At 70.8% G+C, this 20,660-nt stretch carries 16 protein-coding genes; 5 read left to right on the forward strand and 11 right to left on the reverse strand.

The features are described from left to right. Positions 1-13: 13 nt before the first annotated feature. From AB0H12_RS16810 to AB0H12_RS16825, 4 genes are all read left to right on the forward strand, one after another. Positions 14-454 carry an Lrp/AsnC family transcriptional regulator gene (locus AB0H12_RS16810; RefSeq protein ID WP_230566443.1) on the forward strand — a complete coding sequence of 147 codons (441 nt, stop codon included), beginning with the start codon at positions 14-16 and terminating at the stop codon, positions 452-454. Between the two features lie 10 nt (positions 455-464). Further along, positions 465-1,226 (forward strand): enoyl-CoA hydratase, encoded by a 762-nt coding sequence (locus tag AB0H12_RS16815; RefSeq protein ID WP_499623726.1) that lies wholly within the window; start codon positions 465-467, stop codon positions 1,224-1,226. 218 nt (positions 1,227-1,444) lie between these two features. Further along, positions 1,445-3,346, forward strand: coding sequence for a 2-oxoacid:acceptor oxidoreductase subunit alpha (locus AB0H12_RS16820; RefSeq protein WP_499623727.1), 1,902 nt, complete (start codon positions 1,445-1,447; stop codon positions 3,344-3,346). Then, on the forward strand, positions 3,343-4,398 hold the full coding sequence (locus AB0H12_RS16825) for a 2-oxoacid:ferredoxin oxidoreductase subunit beta (RefSeq protein ID WP_499623728.1): 1,056 nt from the start codon (positions 3,343-3,345) through the stop codon (positions 4,396-4,398). Before AB0H12_RS16820 ends, AB0H12_RS16825 begins: the two co-directional genes overlap by 4 nt. A gap of 84 nt (positions 4,399-4,482) precedes the next feature. On the opposite strand, the gene AB0H12_RS16830 is transcribed toward AB0H12_RS16825, so the two are convergent. Further along, positions 4,483-6,450: a sunset domain-containing protein gene (locus AB0H12_RS16830; protein WP_499623729.1), complete on the reverse strand. Its 1,968-nt coding sequence runs from the start codon at positions 6,448-6,450 to the stop codon at positions 4,483-4,485. Positions 6,451-6,707: 257 nt separating this feature from the next. Between AB0H12_RS16830 and rarD the strand changes: the two genes are divergently transcribed. Continuing rightward, positions 6,708-7,571 carry an EamA family transporter RarD gene (gene rarD / locus AB0H12_RS16835; RefSeq protein ID WP_499623730.1) on the forward strand — a complete coding sequence of 288 codons (864 nt, stop codon included), beginning with the start codon at positions 6,708-6,710 and terminating at the stop codon, positions 7,569-7,571. Positions 7,572-7,718: 147 nt separating this feature from the next. On the opposite strand, the gene AB0H12_RS16840 is transcribed toward rarD, so the two are convergent. Genes AB0H12_RS16840 through nuoF form a run of 10 tightly spaced genes read right to left on the reverse strand, consistent with a single transcriptional unit; the run spans position 7,719 to position 20,655 of the window. Then, the gene (locus AB0H12_RS16840; protein ID WP_499623731.1) at positions 7,719-8,720 is read right to left on the reverse strand and encodes a polyprenyl synthetase family protein; all 1,002 of its coding nucleotides are present in this window, start codon (positions 8,718-8,720) and stop codon (positions 7,719-7,721) included. A gap of 21 nt (positions 8,721-8,741) precedes the next feature. Then, a complete protein-coding gene (gene nuoN / locus AB0H12_RS16845) occupies positions 8,742-10,367 on the reverse strand; it encodes an NADH-quinone oxidoreductase subunit NuoN (RefSeq protein ID WP_499623732.1) in 1,626 nt (541 codons plus the stop codon). A gap of 1 nt (position 10,368) precedes the next feature. Continuing rightward, the gene (locus tag AB0H12_RS16850; RefSeq protein ID WP_499623733.1) at positions 10,369-11,931 is read right to left on the reverse strand and encodes an NADH-quinone oxidoreductase subunit M; all 1,563 of its coding nucleotides are present in this window, start codon (positions 11,929-11,931) and stop codon (positions 10,369-10,371) included. Next, the gene (gene nuoL / locus AB0H12_RS16855) at positions 11,928-13,862 is read right to left on the reverse strand and encodes an NADH-quinone oxidoreductase subunit L (RefSeq protein WP_499623734.1); all 1,935 of its coding nucleotides are present in this window, start codon (positions 13,860-13,862) and stop codon (positions 11,928-11,930) included. Before nuoL ends, AB0H12_RS16850 begins: the two co-directional genes overlap by 4 nt. A gap of 10 nt (positions 13,863-13,872) precedes the next feature. After that, positions 13,873-14,172, reverse strand: a complete 300-nt coding sequence (gene nuoK / locus AB0H12_RS16860) for an NADH-quinone oxidoreductase subunit NuoK (protein WP_053715303.1) — start codon at positions 14,170-14,172, stop codon at positions 13,873-13,875. Beyond that, the gene (locus AB0H12_RS16865; protein ID WP_230566435.1) at positions 14,169-15,011 is read right to left on the reverse strand and encodes an NADH-quinone oxidoreductase subunit J; all 843 of its coding nucleotides are present in this window, start codon (positions 15,009-15,011) and stop codon (positions 14,169-14,171) included. The genes nuoK and AB0H12_RS16865 overlap by 4 nt, the downstream gene beginning before the upstream one ends. After that, complete coding sequence (gene nuoI, locus AB0H12_RS16870; RefSeq protein WP_499623735.1) at positions 15,008-15,574, reverse strand: NADH-quinone oxidoreductase subunit NuoI; 567 nt, start codon at positions 15,572-15,574, stop codon at positions 15,008-15,010. The genes AB0H12_RS16865 and nuoI overlap by 4 nt, the downstream gene beginning before the upstream one ends. Beyond that, positions 15,561-16,892 carry an NADH-quinone oxidoreductase subunit NuoH gene (gene nuoH / locus AB0H12_RS16875; RefSeq protein WP_230566433.1) on the reverse strand — a complete coding sequence of 444 codons (1,332 nt, stop codon included), beginning with the start codon at positions 16,890-16,892 and terminating at the stop codon, positions 15,561-15,563. Before nuoH ends, nuoI begins: the two co-directional genes overlap by 14 nt. Beyond that, positions 16,889-19,378: an NADH-quinone oxidoreductase subunit G gene (locus AB0H12_RS16880; RefSeq protein ID WP_499623736.1), complete on the reverse strand. Its 2,490-nt coding sequence runs from the start codon at positions 19,376-19,378 to the stop codon at positions 16,889-16,891. Before AB0H12_RS16880 ends, nuoH begins: the two co-directional genes overlap by 4 nt. Next, complete coding sequence (gene nuoF, locus AB0H12_RS16885; RefSeq protein WP_230566431.1) at positions 19,375-20,655, reverse strand: NADH-quinone oxidoreductase subunit NuoF; 1,281 nt, start codon at positions 20,653-20,655, stop codon at positions 19,375-19,377. The genes AB0H12_RS16880 and nuoF overlap by 4 nt, the downstream gene beginning before the upstream one ends. Between the last annotated feature and the right edge of the window lie 5 nt (positions 20,656-20,660).

Genomic DNA, 20,660 nt, shown 5'->3' on the forward strand with positions numbered 1-20,660 from the left:
CAGAATGTTGCGTGTGGACACGATCGACCAGCGAATCATTTCGCGCCTGATGGCCAACGCCCGCTCCAGCTACGCCGACATCGGCAAGGAGGTGGGCCTGTCCGCCCCCGCGGTGAAGCGGCGGGTGGACAAGTTGCTGGACACGGGCGTCCTGCGCGGCTTCACGGCCGTCGTCGACCCCGAGCAGCTGGGATGGGGCACGGAGGCGTTCGTCGAGGTGCACTGCCGGGGCAACGTGGCGCCGCACGACATCCAGCAGCGCCTGGAGCCGATGCCCGAGGTCCGCGCCGCCTACACCGTCTCCGGCGCGGCGGACGCCATCGTGCACCTGCGCGCGGCGAACATCCACCACCTGGAGACCGCGCTGGAACGGCTCCGGGCCGTCGAGATCATCGACCGCACCGTCTCGACCGTAGTGTTGTCCCGACTCTTGGACCGCCCGCCGGCACCTTAGAGTCCCGCGCATGGCCGAAGTGCTCCTGCAACGCTCCGACCGCGTGGCGGTCATCACCGTGCACGACCCCGAACGCCGCAACGCGCTCACGCTCGACCTCTCCGCGCAGCTCGTGGCCGCCGTCCGGACCTGCGAGGACGACGCCGACGTGCACGCCGTCGTGATCACGGGCGCGCCGCCGGCGTTCTGCGCGGGCGCGGACCTCACCGCGCTGGGCGAAGCCCGGGAAGAGGGCCTGCGGCGCATCTACGCCGGGTTCCTCGCGGTGGCCGGCTGCACGCTGCCCACGATCGCGGCGGTCGGCGGCGCGGCGGTCGGCGCGGGCCTCAACCTGGCGCTGGCCTGCGACGTGCGCCTGGTCAACGACAACGCGAAGTTCGACGCGCGGTTCCTCCAGCTCGGCATCCACCCCGGCGGCGGGATGACGTGGATGCTGCAGAGGCTCACCGGTCCCCAGACCGCGACCGCGATGACCCTGTTCGGCCAGGTTTTGGACGCGGACGCGGCGGTATCCCAAGGGCTGGCCTGGGCACGGGTCGACGGCGGGCACGACGAGCTGGTCGCCGCCGCGGTCGGGTTCGCGCGCCCTTCGGCCGACGCCTCGCGCGAGCTGGTCCGCACGATCAAGGCGTCCATGCGCACCACCGCGACCCTCGCCGACCACGCCCAAGCCGTGGACACCGAGCTGACGCCCCAGGTCGCCTCGATCGCGACGCCGGAGTTCCAGGCCAAGCTCGCGGCGGTGAAAGCCAGGATCCGCAGCCGCGACTGACCTGGACAGACCGCCCGATTAACTGTAACTTTGAGTAACAGTTACCGACCAGTACTACTCGGATACTGCCCAGTTCGCGCCCCGCGCACCTGGTGGGACGAACCGTCCCGCACAGTGGTACGGGAGAAACCGGCTCCCGCGCGGGCACGACTACCCTCGCGGAGGGGCACGGGGGCAGCAGCCCTCGGGCGTTGTGAGGAAAGGGATCGGCGTAGGACATGACTACCGACGTTGGTAACGGCGCCGCGCCAGGTGGCTCGCCCGACAAGACCGGCACGGTCCGCAAGCTCGACCGCGTGGTGATCCGGTTCGCCGGCGACTCCGGCGACGGCATGCAGCTGACGGGTGACCGCTTCACCTCGGAAGCCGCCGCCTTCGGCAACGACCTCGCCACCCAGCCGAACTTCCCGGCCGAGATCCGGGCGCCACAGGGCACGCTCCCCGGTGTCTCGAGCTTCCAGCTGCACTTCGCCGACTACGACATCCTCACCCCCGGCGACCGCCCCGACGTGCTGGTGGCGATGAACCCGGCGGCCCTCAAGGCGAACATCGACGACCTGCCCAAGGGCGGGATCCTGATCGTCAACACCGACGAGTTCACCAAGCGCAACCTGGTCAAGGTGGGCTACGCGGCCGACCCCCTCGAGGACAACTCCCTCACCGAGGCCTACCAGGTGCACAAGGTCGCGATGGCCACGCTGACCATCGGCGCCCTGGAGAACACCGGCCTCGGCAAGAAGGACGCGGAACGGGCGAAGAACATGTTCGCCCTCGGCCTGCTGTCCTGGATGTACCACCGGCCGACCGAGGGCACGGAGCGGTTCCTCCGCGAGAAGTTCGCGAAGAAGCCCGACATCGCCGAGGCCAACGTGCTGGCGTTCCGGGCGGGCTGGAACTACGGCGAGACCACCGAGTCCTTCGCGGTCACCTACGAGGTCGCGCCCGCCAAGCTCGACCAGGGCACGTACCGCCAGATCACCGGCAACACCGCGCTCGCCTACGGCCTCGTCGCCGCCGGCCAGCAGTCCGGGCTGCCCCTGGTGCTGGGCACGTACCCGATCACCCCGGCGTCGGACATCCTGCACGAGCTGTCCAAGCACAAGAACTTCGGCATCACGACCTTGCAGGCCGAGGACGAGATCGCGGGCATCGGCGCGGCGCTCGGCGCGTCCTACGGCGGCGCGCTCGGCGTGACGTCGACGTCCGGCCCCGGCGTGGCCCTGAAGTCGGAGACCATCGGCCTGGCCGTGATGACCGAGCTGCCGCTGATCGTCATCGACGTGCAGCGCGGCGGCCCGTCCACCGGCCTGCCGACCAAGACCGAGCAGGCCGACCTGCTCCAGGCGATGTTCGGCCGCAACGGCGAGTCGCCGGTCGCGATCGTCGCGCCGCGGTCGCCCTCGGACTGCTTCGACGCCGCGCTGGAGGCCGCGCGCATCGCGCTGGTCTACCGCACGCCGGTGCTGCTGCTGTCCGACGGCGCGATCGCCAACGGCTCCGAGCCGTGGCTCATCCCGGACGTGGCCGACCTCCCGGACCTGAGTGTGGCGTTCGCCACCGAGCCGAACGCGCCGGACGGCACGTTCTGGCCGTACCTGCGCGACCCGGAGACGCTGGCACGCCCGTGGGCGGTGCCCGGCACGGCCGGCCTGCAGCACCGCATCGGCGGGCTGGAGAAGGCCGACGGCACCGGCAACATCTCCTACGACCCGGCCAACCACGACTACATGGTGCGGCTGCGGCAGCGCAAGATCGACGGCATCGAGGTGCCCGACGTCGAGGTGGAGGACCCGTCCGGTGAGGCGCGCGTGCTCGTCGTCGGCTGGGGCTCGTCCTACGGCCCGATCGGCGCGGCGGCGCGGCGGGTGCGCAAGCTGGGCATGCCGGTGGCGCACGCCCACCTGCGGCACCTCAACCCGTTCCCCAAGAACCTCGGCGACGTGCTCGCCCGGTACGACCGGGTCGTCGTGCCCGAGATGAACCTCGGCCAGCTGGCGCTGCTGCTGCGCGCCAAGTACCTGGTCGACGCGATCAGCTACACGAAGGTGCAAGGCCTGCCGTTCAAGGCCGAAGAGCTTCAGGACGTGCTCGCCGACGTGATCAAGGGAGTGTCCGAATGACGGCGACGGAACTGGGCTTGCCGACCGTGGGTGGGCTGGTCGGCGTGCCAACGGCGGACGAGCCGCAGAAGGCCAAGGACTACAAGTCGGACCAGGAGGTCCGCTGGTGCCCCGGCTGCGGCGACTACGTGGTGCTCAACGCCGTGCAGTCGTTCCTGCCCACGCTCGGTCTCAAGCGCGAGAACATCGTGTTCGTCTCGGGGATCGGCTGCTCGTCGCGGTTCCCGTACTACATGAACACCTACGGCATGCACTCCATCCACGGGCGCGCGCCGGCCATCGCGACCGGCCTGGCCGTGGCCCGGCCGGACCTGTCGGTGTGGGTGGTCACCGGTGACGGCGACGCGCTGTCCATCGGCGGCAACCACCTGATCCACACGCTGCGCCGCAACGTGAACCTCAAGATCCTGCTGTTCAACAACCGGATCTACGGCCTGACCAAGGGCCAGTACTCGCCGACGTCCGAAGAGGGCAAGGTCACCAAGTCCACGCCGTTCGGCTCGCTGGACCACCCGTTCAACCCGGTGTCGCTGGCGCTGGGCGCGGAGGCCACGTTCGTCGGCCGGGCGGTCGACTCGGACCGGGCGGGGCTGACCGAGGTGCTGCGGCAGGCCGCCGAGCACCGCGGGTCGGCGCTGGTCGAGATCTACCAGAACTGCCCGATCTTCAACGACGGCGCGTTCGACGTGCTCAAGGACGCCGACGAGGCCGCGCGCCGGATCATCAACGTGGTCGACGGGCAGCCGATCACGTTCGGCAACGGCGAGTACGCGGTGGTCCGGGACGGCTTCGGCCTGGCCGTGGCCAAGTCGGCGGACGTCTCGCCGGAGGACGTCGTGGTGCACGACGCGTCGGACCTGAACCTGGCGTTCGCGCTGTCGCGGCTGTCGACGCAGGACCTCCAGCACACCGTCACCGGCGTGTTCCGCAACACCGCGCGCGCCACGTACGACGACGCGGCGCGGGCGCAGGTGGAGCAGGCCAAGGCCGCGAAGCCCGCGGACCTGCGCGCGCTGCTGCACGGCAAGGACACCTGGACCGTGGCCGGCTAGCGCCACCCCGGTACGACGAAGACCCCCTGTTCCGCCTCCCGGAACAGGGGGTCTTCGCGTTTTCCCTCCCCAGGGAACCCGTGGTTACGGCGCTTGGCGGAAGCCCGCCTTCTCCGCGTCCGTCGTGGTGCGGAACCAGACGTCGGCGCGCGTCTCGCGGAAGTTCGCCGACTCGTTGGTGAAGTACCGGCGGCCGGTCAGCGTGGCCTTGACCTGGAACTCCGGCGCGGGGGCCAGGCCGTCGGACTTCGGCAGCACGGAGCCGGGGCCGAACGGCGAGCGCGGGTTGAAGCCCTCCTGCTGGCCCTGGAAGCGGGTGCTGCCGGGCGCGGGCTGCCTGCCGCCGGTGCTCGGGCTGAACCCGACCGGGCGCGGGCGCACCGGGCGCGGCGGCGGCGGCGTGATCGGCTTCGGCGCGAGCGGTGCGGGCGAGGGCGTGCGCGGGGCGCCGGCGGGGCGGGTGGGCCGTTGCGGCAGGCCGGTCGGGTTCATCGGCAGCGGGTTGCCGGCCAGCAGCTCGGGCGAGAGCGTCGGCACGAAGGGCTGGTCGTTGCCGGACGACGCCGGCGCCGGGCGGGTCTGCTCGGGCTCCGGCTCGTCGTCGCTGTCCTCCAGCGGCTCGAACAGGCTGCGCGGCCGGGCCGGCTCGTCCTTCTTCGGCTCCGGCTTGGGCGCCGCGGCCTTCCCGGCCGACCGGGCGGGCAGGGGCTGCTCGGCCGGCGGGGGGACGAACGTCGGCTCGAACGCGGGCGGCTCCGCCACCTCCGGTTCGGCGGCGGTCGGCTGGGGCGTGGCTGCCCGGGGTGCGACGGGGGGCTCGGGGGTGGCGGGCTCGGGGGCCTGCGGCGGCTCGGGCCTCGGCTCCACCGGCGCGGCGCCGGCCACGGAGCGGATGACGTCGGTCTGCGGGCCGCCCTCTTCCTCGCGGACCTCGTCGACCGGATGCGCCGCGGGCTCGGCGAGGCGGGGGTCGACCGGGCGCACCTCGGTCTGCGCCTCGGCCTCGCGCGTCGGGCCCTCGCGCGCCTCGGTGTCGCGCGCGTCGGTGTCGCGCGCGTCGGTCCGCGACAGCTGGTTCAGGAACGCCTCGTCGCTGGACGTCGGGTTCGTGGCCGGCTCGGACAGCTCACCACGCGACGACTCGACGTCCACCGGCGTGAAGTGGCCGGTGAGGTCGTGCTCGGGCCACACCTGCGGCTCGGGCTCCTGGGACCGCCGCTGCTCGCCGTCCACCTCGGCGATGGCCTGCGCCAGCGCGGTGGCCGGGATGAGCGCCGTCTCCTCGGCGGGCCCGGGCCTGCGCTCCGGCTCGTCCTCCTCCTCGTGGCCGGCGGTGTCCACGTCCTCGTCGTAGACCTCCCGGACGGGCTCCTCGCGCCACACCTCGCGCGGCTGGAAGACCTCGACCTCCGGCGGCGCGGTCGGCTCCTCCTGACGCGGCGCGACCTCGGCGACCGGCGCGGCGGGCACCGCCGGCATCAGGTGCGTCGTCTCGGCGGGCAGCTCGGGCTCGTCGTCGGGCTCGTAGGACCGCGGCCGGGGCTTGGGCTCCAGCGTCTCCCGGGTGTCCTCGCCCGGCGTCAGCCGCTCGAACAGGCTGCGCGGCGGCTCGGCGTCGAACTCGGGGAAGTCGTGCTGCTCCTCGAAGTCGGACAACGGCCGGTGCTCGTCGTCCAGCTCCTCCAGCAGCGAGTCGCGCTGGTCGAGCTTCATGTTCGTCACGTCGTACTGGACCGGCTCGGGCGGCGCGTCGAACCTGGCGCGCTCGGCGGCGGGCTCGTACCGCGGCTGCGCCGGCGTCAGCACGTCGTCGGCCAGCGACCGGGACGCCTCGACGTGCCAGTTGTCGAACTCGTCACCCGCGTCGGCCCTCGGCGCGACCGCGCTGCCCGAGGTCGAGCCCGTGGCGGGGCGGGGCGACGTGAGGAGGCGTTCCTCCAGGTCTTCCAGCTCCCGCTTGGCCGGACGCACCAGGACCAGCCAGGTGAGTGCGACGCCTGCCACGAAGGACAGCAGGCTCCACAGCCACACCTGCCCGAAGAGCGAACTCACGGGAGACCCTCCCACTGCTGCTTGTCACACACCCCGACACGCTCCGCTTCCGAGCCTTCACCCGGTAGGGGAAGCGGTGCAAAACTACCCTGACCGCCGGGTTCGGCGCGTGGGGCCGGCCGGACCTGTGGCCAGGTGTCGATAGTAGGCCACCTGGAGCAACTGACCAGCCAAAACGGCCGCGTACAGTAGTCCGTGTGCCGCCGTTGACCTCTGCCTCCACCGCTTCGACGGATGTCGACCGCACGAGCCGTGGAATGGCGTTCGGCGTCGGCGCGTACCTCCTCTGGGGCATCGTGCCCGCGTACTGGCCACTGCTCCAGCCTGCCGGTTCCGTGGAGATCCTGGCACACCGGATCGCGTGGTCGCTGGTCGTGATGGTGGTCATCACCGCCGTGCTCGGCCGTTGGGCGGGCATCCGGAGGCTGTCGGCGCGCGGCTGGGCGATGGTGGCCGCGGCGTCCGCGCTCATCGCGGTCAACTGGGGCGTCTACATCCACGCGGTCAACACCTCGCACGTCGTCGAGGCCGCGCTCGGCTACTTCATCAACCCGCTGGTGAGCGTGCTGCTCGGGGTGTTCGTCCTGCGCGAGCGGCTGCGCCTGCCGCAGTACGCCGCGCTGACCATCGCGGTGGCCGCGGTCGTCGTGCTGGCCGTGGACTACGGCAGGCTGCCGTGGATCTCGCTGGTGCTGGCCTGCTCGTTCGGCGTCTACGGGCTGTTGAAGAAGACGGTGCCGCTGGACGCGACGGCCAGCCTGACCGCGGAGAGCATCGTGCTCGCGCCGATCGCGGTCGGGTACCTGGTCTGGCTGGGCCCGGCGGGGACGTTCCACTCGGGCGGCTGGGGCCACGCGCTGTGGCTGGCCTCGGCCGGGCTGGTGACCGCGGTCCCGCTGATCCTGTTCGGCGCGGGCGCCCGGCTCGTGCCGCTGGTGACCATGGGGATGCTGCAGTACCTGGCGCCCGTGCTCCAGTTCGCGTGGGGCGTGTTCGTGATGCGCGAGCCGATGCCGCCGTCACGCTGGTTCGGCTTCGCCCTGGTCTGGGCGGCCCTGGCCGTCTTCACCGCGGACGCCGTCCGCGCCCGCCGCCGCCTCCCCCTCCCCAACCTGACCTAACCGCGAGAGCCCTACGCCCAGGCCTCGAGAGTCCTACGTCCAGGACACCTGAATTCAACGCTCAGCCACTCGCCGCTCGTCGTGAGCGTTGAATTCAGGGTCCGTGAACGGAGGACTCTCGCGGCGCGAACGCAGGACTCTCGCGGGTCAGTGGGAGCGGGTGACGACGTAGTCGCTGACGGATTCGAGGGCGTCGCGGGCGGTGCCCGGGGGGAGGACGGCCAGGGTGGCGCGGGCGCGCGCGGCGTAGTCGTCCAGGGTCTGGCGGGCCCGCTGGAGGCCCGTGGAGGCGCGCAGCAGGGTCAGGGCCTCGTCCACCTCGGCGTCGTCGGTGATCGGGCCGGCCAGGAGCTTCGCCAGGCGCGAGTCCGGCTCGTCCTGCAGCGCGTAGAGCATGGGGAGGGTCTTCACGCCCTCACGCAGGTCCGTGCCCGGCGTCTTGCCCGACTCCTCCGACGGCGAGGCGATGTCGATGACGTCGTCGGAGATCTGGAACGCCGCCCCGATCACGTCGCCGTACGCTCGCAGCGCCTCGACCTGCTCCGGCGTGACGTCGGAGAACATCGCGCCGAACCGCGCCGCCGTGGCGATCAGCGAGCCGGTCTTCTCCGCGATCGTGGTCAGGTAGTGCGCGACCGGGTCCTCACCGGGGCGCGGACCCATCGTCTCGCGCATCTGCCCGGTCACCAGCTCGGAGAACGTCTCCGCGATGATCCGCGCCGCACCCGTGCCCAGGTCCGCGACCAGCGCCGACGCGTGCGCGAACAGGTAGTCGCCGGTCAGGATCGCGATGCTGTTGTCCCACTTGGCGTTGGCCGACTCCGCGCCGCGGCGCATGGTGGCCTCGTCCATCACGTCGTCGTGGTACAGCGTGGCGAGGTGGGTCAGCTCGACCACGGCCGCCGCCTTGATCACGCTCTCCCGGTCCCACGTGCCGCCGAACTGGGCGGACAGGATGGTGAACAGCGGGCGGATGCGCTTGCCGCCCGCGGACACCAGGTGCAGGGACGTCTCCATCACCGGGTGGAACTCGCTCTGCACGACCTTGTGCAGCAGCTCCTCCACCTCGGCCAGTCCGTCCTGAACCACCTCCGCGAGCACGGGGTCCGCAAACCGGAACCCCGTCCCCGCCCGCTCGCTACTGGTCACGCCTGCAGAGCCTACGTACCGCTAGAAGATGAACGCGCCGGTACCCGCCCATTCGAGCACGGGCGGCGGGTAGACGCCGAGCACCAGGGTCACCGCGGTGCCCAGGGTGATCGCGATGGTGGTGAACGCGCCGGGCACGCTCACCGTCGGGCCGTCCGGCGCGGGCTCGCTGAAGTACATCAGCACGATCACCCGCAGGTAGAAGAACGCGGCCACCGCGCTGGCCACCAGGGCGATCACCACCAGCGGTGTCATGTCGGCCTCGATCGCCGCCGCGAACACCGCGAACTTGCCGACGAACCCGCTGGTCAGGGGCAGACCGGCGAGCGCGAGCAGCAGGAAGGTGAACACCGCGGCCGTCACCGGCGAACGCTTGGCGAGCCCCGCCCACTGGGACAGGTGGGTGGCCTCGCCGTCGGCGTTGCGCACGAGGCTGATCACGCCGAACACGGCGATCGTGGTGAAGCCGTAGGCCATCAGGTAGAACATCGTGCCGGACAGGCCCTGGTCGTTCAGCGAGATCGCGCCGACCAGCAGGAAGCCCGCGTGCGCCACCGACGAGTAGGCGATCATCCGCTTCACGTCGGTCTGGGTGAGGCCGATCACCGCGCCGATCACCATGGACGCGATGGCCACGCCCCACAGCACGCCGTTCCACTCCCAGCTCGACCGCTCGAACGCGCCGTACAGCACGCGCAGGATGCCGCCGAACGCCGCCACCTTCGTGCAGGCCGCCATGAACGCCGTCACCGGCGTCGGCGAGCCCTGGTAGACGTCCGGGGTCCACGCGTGGAACGGGCCGACGGAGGCCTTGAACAGCAGGCCCACGATCAGCAGGCCGAAGCCCGCGTACAGCAGCGTGTCGGACCGGTCGTTGGCCGTGGTGGCGGTGGCGATGTCGGCCAGCTTCACCGAGCCCGCGAAGCCGTACAGCAGGGCCACGCCGTACAGGAAGAACGCCGACGCGAACGCGCCGAGCAGGAAGTACTTCACCGCGGCCTCCTGCGACAGCAGGCGGCGACGGCGGGCCAGGCCGCACATCAGGTACAGCGGCAGCGACAGCACTTCCAGCGCGATGAACATGGTGAGCAGGTCGTTCGCCGCGACGAAGGTCATCATGCCGCCGAGCGCGAACAGCGTCAGCGGGAACACCTCGGTCTGCATGCCGAGCCTGCCCGCGAACTCGCGCGCCCGCACGGCCGTGCCACCACCGGAGCCGGACGTCTTGTAGACGCCACCGCCGTACTGGGGGCCCTGGCCGGGCAGGATCGAGGCGTCCGCGACGAACGCGCCGCCCGGCTCGACCGACCGGTCCGCGATGAGCAGCACCGAGCCGAGGCCGAGCATGAGCAGGGTCGCCCACAGGAAGAGCACCGGCTGGTCGACCGCGATGGTGCCCGACAGCGTCACCTTGCCCTGCTCCGGGGTGTCGCCGCCGAAGCCGTACGCCACCAGCCCGGCACCCGCCGCGGCGAGCGTGAGCAGGGTCAGCACGACCTGCGCCCCCCACCGCTGCGCCTTGGGCAGGAACGCCTCGAACAGCACGCTGAGGCAGGCCGCGCCGAGCACGATCAGCAACGGTGCGACGGCCCCGTAGTCGATCTCCGGGGCTTGCAGCCGCTCCACTTGCGAGAGGAACGTCGTCACGTCACTTGCCTTCCTGCGCGACCGGGTCGGCCACCCCGACCTCGCTGAGCGTCGCCCCGACGGACGGGGTGATCACGTCCAACACCGGCTTCGGGTAGAAGCCGAGCACCAGGATCAGTGCCACCAGCGGCGCGAGCACGGCCAGTTCGCGCTTGTTCAGGTCAGGCACGGCGGCCTTCTCCGGGTCGACCGCCGCACCGGGGCCGCCGACCAGGTTGAGCATCGCGGTGCCGCGCACCGGGCCCTGGAAGACCCGCTGGTACAGCCACAGGACGTACAGCGCGGCCAGGACCATGCCGACGGCGGCCAGGACCGTGTAGACCGGCTCGTTCGGGTAGGAGCCGATGAGCACCAGGAACTCGCTCACGAACGAGTTGGTGCCCGGCAGCGCCAGCGACGACAGACCGGCCACGAAGAACAGCCCGCCGAGCACCGGGGTCAGCTTGGCCATGCCGCCGTAGTCCTCGATCAGGCGCGAACCACCGCGGGCCATCACCATGCCGACGACCAGGAACAGCATGCCGGTCGAGATGCCGTGGTTGACCATGTAGAGCACCGCGCCCGTGCCGGCCTGCGAGCTGAACGCGAAGATGCCCAGCGCGATGAAGCCGAAGTGCGCGATCGAGGTGTAGGCCACGAACCTCTTCATGTCGGACTGGCCGACGGCGAGCAGCGAGCCGTACAGGATGCCGACCACGGCCAGGACCAGCACCACCGGCGCGAGTTCCTTGCTGGCCGCCGGGAACAGCGGCAGGCAGTAGCGCAGGAAGCCGAACGTGCCGATCTTGTCCAGGATGCCGACCAGCAGCACGCCCGCGCCGACGGGCGCCTCCGCACCGGCGTCGGGCAGCCAGGTGTGCAGCGGCACCAGCGGCGCCTTGATCGCGAACGCGACGAAGAAGCCGAGGAACAGCCAGATCTGGGTGGACAGCGGCAGCTCGCGCGTCACCGTGACCAGCGTGGCCCAGTCGAACGTGCCCTGGCCGATCTTGTCCGCGCTGACCACGTACAGGCCGATCACCGAGGCCAGCATGATCAGGCCGCCGAGCAGCGAGTACAGGAAGAACTTCATCGCCGCGTACTGCCGGTTCGGCCCGCCGAAGCGGCCGATCAGGAAGTACATCGGGACGAGCACGGCCTCGAAGAACACGTAGAACACGAACACGTCGGTGGCCGCGAAGACACCGACCATGCCGGTCTGCATGGCCAGCAGCAGCGCGAAGAACCCGCCCGCGCTGCGGCCCTCGGGCAGCTTGTCCGCCCACGAGCCGCCGATGACGACCGGCACCAGGAACGCGATCAGCGCGATCATCACCAGCGCGATGCCGTCCACGCCGAACGACAGGTGCACGCCGAAGGCCGGGATCCACTCGGCCGAGCTGGTCAGCTGCAAACGGTCGCCGCCCGGGTCGAACGCCGTCCACGCCAGCACCGCCAGGGCCAGCTCCACCAGCGAGAACGCCAGCGCGACCGACTTGGCCAACCGGTCGTTGCCCCGCAGGAACGCCACCACCAGGCTGCCGACGAGCGGCAGCAGGAGCAGCGCGATCAGCGTCCAGCTCACGAGAACCTCACCATCAGCAGCGCGCCCAGGACGAAGACCGCACCCAGGAGCATGGAGAGCGCGTACGAGCGCACGAACCCGGTCTGCAGCCTGCGCAGCCGGCCCGAGCTACCGCCCAGCAGCGCCGCCGACCCGTTGACCAGGCCGTCGACGCCCTTGTTGTCCACGAACACCAGCGCGCGGGTGAGCCAGGTGCCCGGCCGCGCGAACAGCGCCTCGTTCAGCGCGTTGCCGTACAGGTCGGCACGCGCGGCGCGGACCGGGAAGGACACCCGCGCCGGCCGTTCGACGGGCTGCGCGCCGCGACCGAACAGCAGGAACCCGAGCAGCACGCCCAGCGCCGACAGGCCGAGCACCAGGAAGTTCACCACGCCGTGCGAGAGCACGCCGTGCTGCTCCCGCAACTCGCCCAACGACGGCGTGAGCCAGCCGGACAGGTTGTGGTTCGACTCGAAGAACCAGCCCGCGCCGACCGAGCCGACCGCCAGCAGGATCATCGGCACCGTCATCGACAGGCCGGACTCGTGCGGGTGGTACTCGCGGCCGTCGGCCGACTTCAGCTCGGTGTAGCGGGGCTTGCCCAGGAACACCAGGCACAGCAGGCGGGTCATGTAGAACGCGGTGATGCCCGCGCCCAGCGCGGCCACGCCGCCGAACACCCAGCCGCGCCAGCCCGGCTCGCTGAACGCCGCCGCGATGATGGCGTCCTTGGAGAAGTAGCCGGACAGGAACGGGAAGCCGATCAGGGCCAGGTAGCCCAACGTCCAGGTGACGAAGGTGATCGGCATCTTCTTCGCCAGGCCGCCCATCCGCCGGATGTCGCCCTCGTCGTTCATGCCGTGCATGACCGAGCCGGCGCCGAGGAACAGGCCCGCCTTGAAGAAGCCGTGCGTGAGCAGGTGCATGATGCCCAGCGCGTAGCCGACCGGACCGAGGCCGACGGCCAGGATCATGTAGCCGATCTGGCTGACCGTCGAGTAGGCCAGCACCTTCTTGAAGTCGTCGTACGCGCAGCCGATGACGCAGCCGATCAGCAGCGTGACGCCGCCGATGATCATCACGACCAGGCGGCCGTCGGCCGACAGGTTGTAGATCGGGTTCGACCGGGCGATCAGGTAGACGCCCGCGGTGACCATCGTGGCCGCGTGGATCAGGGCGGAGACCGGCGTCGGGCCCGCCATCGCGTCCGGCAACCACGCCTGGAGCGGGAACTGGCCCGACTTGCCGCACGCGCCGAGCAGCAGCAGCAACGTGATCGCCAGCACCTCGGCCGAGGAGAACTCGCCGACGCGGGCGAACACCTCGGTGTACTGGGTCGTGCCCAGCGTCTTGAACATGAGGAAGATGGCGATCGCCAGACCCAGGTCGCCGACCCGGTTCATCAGGAACGCCTTCTTCGCGGCCGACGCCGCCTCCGGCTTGTGCTGGTACCAGCCGATGAGCAGGTACGACGCGAGGCCGACGCCCTCCCAGCCGAAGTACAGCGTCACGAAGCCGTTGCCGAGCACCAGCAGCAGCATCGCGGCGACGAAGAGGTTCAGGTAGCCGAAGAACTTCCGCCGCCCGGCCTCGTGCGCCATGTAGCCGATCGAGTAGATGTGGATCAGCGACCCGACACCGGTGATCAGCAGCACGAACGTCAGCGACAGCGGGTCGAGGCGGAGCCCGAACTCCACGTTCAGCGCTTCGACCGGGATCCAGTCGAACAGGTGCACCTCGGTGGTGCGCTGCTCGGGCGACAACGCGACCGTGTCGAAGAACAGCGCGACCCCGTACGCGAACGCGGCGATCACGGTGGCGCAGCCCAGCAGGTGACCCCACTTGTCGGTGCGCTTGCCACCCACGAGCAACACGAGCGCGCCGAAGGCCGGCAGGGCTAGCAACAACCAGGCGAGACTGCCGATCCCGCTGGCGGCAACAGGTTCCGTCACCGTGGACCTCTCAGTACTTCAGCAGGTTGGAATCGTCGACCGAGGCCGAGCGACGCGTCTTGAAGATCGCCATGATGATCGTCAGACCGACCACGACCTCGGCCGCGGCGACGACCATCACGAAGAACGCCATCACCTGGCCGTCCAGCCCGCCGTTGATCCGGGCGAACGTGACCAGGCTGAGGTTCACCGCGTTGAGCATCAGCTCGACGCACATGAACACCACGATGGCGTTGCGCCGCACCAGAACGCCGACCGCGCCGAGGCTGAACAGCAGCGCGGACAGCAGCAGGTAGTACGTAGGGGTCACGACGACTCTCCCTTGAGCGCGTGCGCGTCGGGCTCGTGCCCGCTGCCGGACACCTCCGCGACGTCGTCCTCGAGAGTTTCCTTGGCGGTCGTCTCGATCAGCTCGGACAGGGACTCGGCGGCGACCGAGCCGTCCGGCAGCAGGGCGGGCGTGGCCACCGAGTTGGCGGTGGCGAACACGCCGGGTCCGGGCAGCGAGCCGGGGCGGTCGCCGCGGAAGCGCTCCTCGACCAGCTGCTTCTGGGTCTTCTTGGCGTCCTTGCCGGTGCGCGAGGTGAACGCGAGCACCATCGCGCCGACCGCCGCGGTGATCAGCAGCGCCGACGTCAGCTCGAACGGGAACAGGTAGTCGGTGAACAGCGCCTCGCCGATGTTGGCGACGTTGCCGCCGTTCTGCGTGTTCTGCGCGGCCAGGCCGACCGGCTCGACGTCGGTCAGCGCGCGGGCGACCGAGGCGACCACGATGCCGGCGAAGCCGACGCCGATGACCGCCGCGGCGAGCCGCTGGCCGCGCAGCACCTCGACCACCGAGTCGGAGCTGTCCCGGCCGACCAGCATCAGCACGAACAGGAACAGCATCATGATCGCGCCGGTGTAGACGATGATCTGCACGAAGCCGAGGAACGGCGCCTGCTGGACCATGTAGAGCACGCCGAGGCTGAGCATGGTGAGCACCAGCCACAGCGCGGAGTGCACCGCGTTGCGCGCGAAGAGCATGCCCAGCGCGCCGGCGAGGGCCAGCGGGCCGAGGATCCAGAACGCGACCGCCTCGCCGGTGGTGACGGTGTCGACCACCCGCTGGACCTCGTCGGGCTGCTGGAGCAGGAACGAGAGGCTCACTTGCCCGCCTCCTCGGGCCCGGTCTCCACGGTCGCGCCGGCGGGCACGCCCGCCTCGCGAGCCAGCTTCGGCCCGTTCACGTAGTAGTCCTGCTCGTTCTCGCCCAGCCGCATGGGGTGCGGCGGCTGCTCCATGCCGGACAGCAGGGGCGCGAGCAGGTCTTCCTTGGTGAAGATCAGCTTCTGGCGGTTGTCGTCGGCCAGCTCGTACTCGTTCGTCATGGTGAGCGAGCGGGTCGGGCACGCCTCGATGCACAGGCCGCAGCCGATGCACCGCAGGTAGTTGATCTGGTAGTCCTTGCCGTAGCGCTCACCGGGCGAGTAGCGCTCGTCCTCGGTGTTGTCGCCGCCCTCGACGAAGATCGCGTCCGCCGGGCACGCCCACGCGCACAGCTCGCAGCCGACGCACTTCTCCAGCCCGTCCGGGTGCCGGTTGAGCTGGTGGCGGCCGTGGAACCGCGGCGCGGTGACCTTCTTGACCTCGGGGTACTCCTCGGTGACGACCTTCTTGAACATCGTGCCGAAGGTGACGCCGAAGCCCTTGACGGGATCAAACACGCCCATCGCTGGCCTCCTTGTGTGAAGCTGCGGGTACCGCGGCCGGTTCCTGCGTCTGGTTCTCGGCGCCGGGCAGCTCGGCCACCCGCACCTGCCTGCGCGGCGGTGGCTTGGGCACCTTCAGGTCGAGCGGCGGCACCGGGTAGCCGCCACCGGTGACCGGCACGGCGTCGGGGTCGTGCGGTTCCCGCTTGTCCGGCAGCAGGAACGCGATCAGCAGCACCACCGCGAGGAACCCGCCGATCACGATCAGCGCCGTGCTGGTGTCCAGACCGCTGTTGGCCTCCCACTCCTGGCGCAGGTAGCGGGCGACCGCCACGGCGACGAACCAGACCAGCGCGATCGGGACCAGGAACTTCCAGCCCAGCCGCATGAACTGGTCGTAGCGCAGGCGGGGCAGCGTGCCGCGCAGCCAGATGAACAGGAACAGGAAGCCGAGCGTCTTGACCACGAACCAGAGCAGGCCGAACCAGCCGCTGTTGAGCACGTGGTCGTCGCCGACGAACGGGAACCGCCAGCCGCCCAGGAACAGGGTGGTGGCCAGCGCCGAGACGGTGACCATGTTGACGTACTCGGCGAGGAAGAACAGCGCGAACTTCAGCGAGCTGTACTCGGTGTGGAAGCCGCCGACCAGCTCCGACTCGGCCTCGGGGAGGTCGAACGGGGCGCGGTTGGTCTCGCCGACCATCGAGCAGACGTAGATGAGGAAGCTGACCGGCAGCAGGTAGAAGTACCAGCCGCTGCTCTGCGCGTCGACGATGTCGGCGGTGGACAGCGAGTGCGAGTGCATGACGACCGCGACGATCGACAGGCCCATCGCGATCTCGTAGGAGATCACCTGCGCGGCCGAGCGCAGCGCGCCCAGCAGCGGGTACGGCGAGCCGGACGCCCAGCCCGACAGCACGATGCCGTAGACGCCGAGCGAGGAGCAGGCCAGCACGACCAGCACGCCGACCGGCAGGTCGACCAGCTGCAGCGCGGTCCGCTCGCCGAAGATCGAGACCTCGCCGCCGAGCGGGATGACCGAGAAGGCGACGAACGCGGGGATCGTGGAGATCACCGGCGCCAGGAAGAACACCCACTTGTCCGCCAGGACCGGGCGGATGTCCTCCTTGAACGCGAGCTTCAGGCCGTCGGCGAGTGACTGGAGCCAGCCGCCGGGGCCGACCCGGTTCGGTCCGGGACGCTGCTGCATCCGGGCCACGACCTTGCGCTCCCAGTTGATCATGAACAGGGTCATGACCACGAGGAACGCGAAGATGCCGACGACCTTGACGACGATCAGCCAGAGCGGATCGTCGGCCAGGAGTTCAGCGCTGCTCATGCCTTGCCTCCAGCGGGCGACGTGATCTGCTCAGCGGAGCCCGTGACGTGCGGGGAGACGGCCACCACGGACCCGTGGCCGGCGACGAGGTTGCGCCGCACCGTGGCCGCGCCCGAGTTGCCGGGCAGCCACACGACGCCGTCGGGCAGGTCGGCCGCCTCGACCGGCAGCACCACCTCGCCCCGATCGGTGGCGACGGCGATCTCGCCACCGAGTTCGACACCCAGGTGCGCGGCGGTGGCGGCGGACAGCTTGGCCACCACCGGGCGCGCGGTGCCCGCCAGGTTCGGCTCGTCGTCCTGCAACGACCCGTTGTCCAGGAGCCTGCGCCAGGTCGCGAGCACGGCCTGGCCGGCCTTGGGCTGCGGCAGCAGCGGCGCGGGCACGGTCGGCGCGGACGCCGTCACCGCGGCGGAGCCCAGTCTCGCCAGGTCGGCCGCCGCGGCGGCCGGGGTCTGGGTGAACAGGTCCGCGTCCATCTCCACGGCGAGCGTGTCGAGCACCCGGCCGTCCGACAGCGCGCCGGTGCCGTCGATCGTGGTGCCGAAGGGGCGCGGGCGGCCTTCCCAGTTGAGGTAGCTGCCCGCCTTCTCCACCGCGGGCGCGACCGGGAGCACCACGTCGGCGTGCGCGGTGACCGCGCTGTGCCGCAGCTCCAGGCTGACCACGAAACCGGCGAAGTCCAGCGCGCGCTCGGCCAGCGCCGGGTCCGGCAGGTCGAACGGGTCGACACCGCCGACGACCAGCGCGTCCAGCCCACCGCTCGCGGCGGCGGTCAGGATGCCCGTGGTGTCGCGGCCGGCTTCGGCGGGCAGCGCGCCGGGCTCCAGGCCCCACGCCTGCTCGACCTCGGCCCGGGCGGCCGCGTCACCGACCAGGCGACCGCCGGGCAGCAACGTCGGCAGCAGACCGGCCTCCAGCGCACCGCGCTCGCCGGCGCGGCGCGGGATCCAGGCGATCTTCGCCCCGGTCCGCTCGGCCAGCGCGGCGACCGCGGAGAACAGGCCCGGCACCTCGGCGGCGCGTTCGCCGACCAGGATCACCGAACCCGGCTTCGCCAGCTCCTCGACCACGTCGGCGGCGTGCTCGGGCAGCGCGTTCACCGCGGCGGGCTCGCCGCCGGGCACGCACGCGAGCAGCACGCCGTTCGTCTTCTCCACCGCGGGCGTCGTGAACTGGCCCAGGTGGTAGACCTTCGTCCGGTTCTTGCGGGCCGCCTTGCGCAGCCGCAGGAACACGATCGGCGACTCCTCCTCCGGCTCGAACGCGACCAGCAGCGCGGCCGGCGCGGACTCGATGCCCGCGTAGGTGACGCCGCCGTTGTCGGGGTTCGCACCGAGGACCGCGCCGGTCAGGAACTCCAGCTCCTCGGCGGAGTGGGCGCGGGCGCGGAAGTCGACGTCGTTGGTGCGCAACGCGATCCGGGCGAACTTCGAGTACGCGTAGGCGTCCTCGACGGTGAGGCGACCGCCGGCGAGCACGCCGACGCCCTTGCCGTCACGCGCCTTCGCCAGGCCCTCGGCGGCGTGCTGCAGCGCCTCGGTCCAGGACGACTCGCGCAGCTCGCCGCTGGCCTTGTCGCGCACCAGCGGGCGGCGGATCCGGTCACCGGCCGTCGCGTAGGTGAACGCGAAGCGGCCCTTGTCGCAGGTCCACTCCTCGTTGACCTCGGGCGCGTCGCCCGCCAGCCGGCGCTGCACCTTGCCGCGCCGCCAGTCGGTGCGCGTCGAGCAGCCCGACGAGCAGTGCTCGCACACACCGGGCGTGGACATCAGGTCGAACGGCCGGGCGCGGAACCGGTACGCGGCGCTGGTCAGGGCGCCGACCGGGCAGATCTGGATCGTGTTGCCGGAGAAGTAGCTCTGGAACGGCTTCTCCGCCGCGACACCGATCTGCTGCTGGGAGCCGCGCTCCAGCAGCTCGATGAACGGGTCGCCGGCGATCTGCGCGGAGAACCGCGTGCAGCGCTGGCACAGCACGCACCGCTCGCGGTCCAGCAGGACCTGCGTCGAGATCGGGATCGGCTTCGGGAACGTCCGCTTGTGCTCGTGGAAGCGCGAGTCCGAGCGGCCGTGCGCCAGCGCCTGGTTCTGCAACGGGCACTCGCCGCCCTTGTCGCAGATCGGGCAGTCCAGCGGGTGGTTGATGAGCAGCAGCTCCATCACGCCCTGCTGCGCCTTGTCCGCCACCGGCGAGGACAGCTGGGTCTTGACCACCATGCCGTCGGCGACCGTCATGGTGCAGGAGGCCTGCGGCTTCGGCATCGGCCGGCCGCCCATCTCCACCTCGACCAGGCACTGCCGGCAGGCGCCCGCGGGCTCCAGCAGCGGGTGGTCGCAGAAGCGCGGGATGACGGTGCCGAGCCGTTCCGCGGTGCGGATCAGCAGCTCGCCCTTGGGCGCGACGACCTCCACGCCGTCGATGACGAGCTTCACGTGGCCCTCCGGGACCACCAGCTCGGCTTTCTGTTCAGGGGCGATCGTCATGCGGTTGCTCCCGCCAGGACCTGCGAGTTCTGGTCGCACAGAGCCAGGAACTCGTGCTTGAAGTACTTGATGCCGCTGGTGATCGGGCTGACCGCGCCGTCGCCGAGCGCGCAGAACGAGCGGCCCAGGATGTTGTCGCAGACGTCCAGCAGCGTGTCGATGTCGCTGGCCGTGCCCTCGCCGCGCACCATCCGCTGGAGGATCTGCACGAGCCAGTAGGTGCCCTCGCGGCACGGCGTGCACTTGCCGCACGACTCGTGCTTGTAGAACTCGGTCCACTTCATGACCGCCCACGGCACCGACACCGTCTCGTTGAAGATCTGCAACGCGGTGGTGCCCAGCATCGAACCGGCCTCGGCCGCGCCCTCGAAGTCGAGCGGCACGTCCAGGTGCTCGGCGGTGAACAGCGGGGTGGACGAGCCGCCCGGCGTCCAGAACTTCAGCGGGATGCCGTCCTTCATGCCGCCCGCGAGGTCGAGCAGCTCGCGCAGCGTGACGCCCATCGGGGCCTCGTACTGGCCGGGGCGCTCCACGTGGCCGGACAGGGAGAAGATCTTCGGACCGGGCGACCGCTCGCGGCCCATGGTGCGGAACCAGTCCGCGCCGCCGTTGACGATGTAGGGCACGCTGGCGATCGTCTCGACGTTGTTCACCACGGTCGGCGAGGCGTACAGGCCGGCGGTCGCCGGGAACGGCGGCTTGAGCCGCGGCTGGCCGCGCTTGCCCTCCAGCGAGTCCAGCAGCGCCGTCTCCTCGCCGCAGATGTAGGCACCCGCGCCCGCGTGCACGACCACGTCGAGGTCGAAGCCCGAGCCGAGGATGTCCTTGCCCAGGTAGCCCGCCTCGTACGCCTCGCGCACGGCCGCGTGCAGCCGGCGGATCACGTGCAGCACCTCGCCGCGCACGTAGATCGCGGCGAAGTTCGCCCGGATCGCGTACGAGGTGATGATGATGCCCTCGATCAGCGAGTGCGGGTCCGCCATCATCAGCGGGATGTCCTTGCAGGTGCCCGGCTCGCCCTCGTCGGCGTTGATGACGAGGTAGTGCGGCTTGCCGTCGCCCTGCGGGATGAAGCCCCACTTCATGCCGGTGGGGAAGCCCGCGCCGCCACGACCGCGCAGCCCGGAGTCCTTGCACTGCTGGATCAGCTGGTCGGGGTGGGCCTTGAGCGCCTTGCGCAGCGCCGTGTACCCCTCCAACTGCTCGTAGGTCTTCAGCGTCCACGAGCGCGGCGACAGCCAGCGCTTCGTCAGGACGGGAGTCAGGTTGTCGACCACGTCAG

The organism is Actinosynnema sp. NPDC023794 (genome assembly GCF_040639675.1).
GTDB classification, from domain to species: domain Bacteria; phylum Actinomycetota; class Actinomycetes; order Mycobacteriales; family Pseudonocardiaceae; genus Actinosynnema; species Actinosynnema luteola.

Coding starts and splice junctions, on each gene's coding strand:
- AB0H12_RS16815 (WP_499623726.1), top strand. CDS start 465: ATGGCCGAAGTGCTCCTGCAACGCTCCGACCGCGTGGCGGTCATCACC.
- AB0H12_RS16820 (WP_499623727.1), top strand. CDS start 1,445: ATGACTACCGACGTTGGTAACGGCGCCGCGCCAGGTGGCTCGCCCGAC.
- AB0H12_RS16825 (WP_499623728.1), top strand. CDS start 3,343: ATGACGGCGACGGAACTGGGCTTGCCGACCGTGGGTGGGCTGGTCGGC.
- rarD (WP_499623730.1), top strand. CDS start 6,708: ATGGCGTTCGGCGTCGGCGCGTACCTCCTCTGGGGCATCGTGCCCGCG.
- nuoI (WP_499623735.1), bottom strand. CDS start 15,574: ATGGGCGTGTTTGATCCCGTCAAGGGCTTCGGCGTCACCTTCGGCACG.
- nuoH (WP_230566433.1), bottom strand. CDS start 16,892: ATGAGCAGCGCTGAACTCCTGGCCGACGATCCGCTCTGGCTGATCGTC.
- AB0H12_RS16880 (WP_499623736.1), bottom strand. CDS start 19,378: ATGACGATCGCCCCTGAACAGAAAGCCGAGCTGGTGGTCCCGGAGGGC.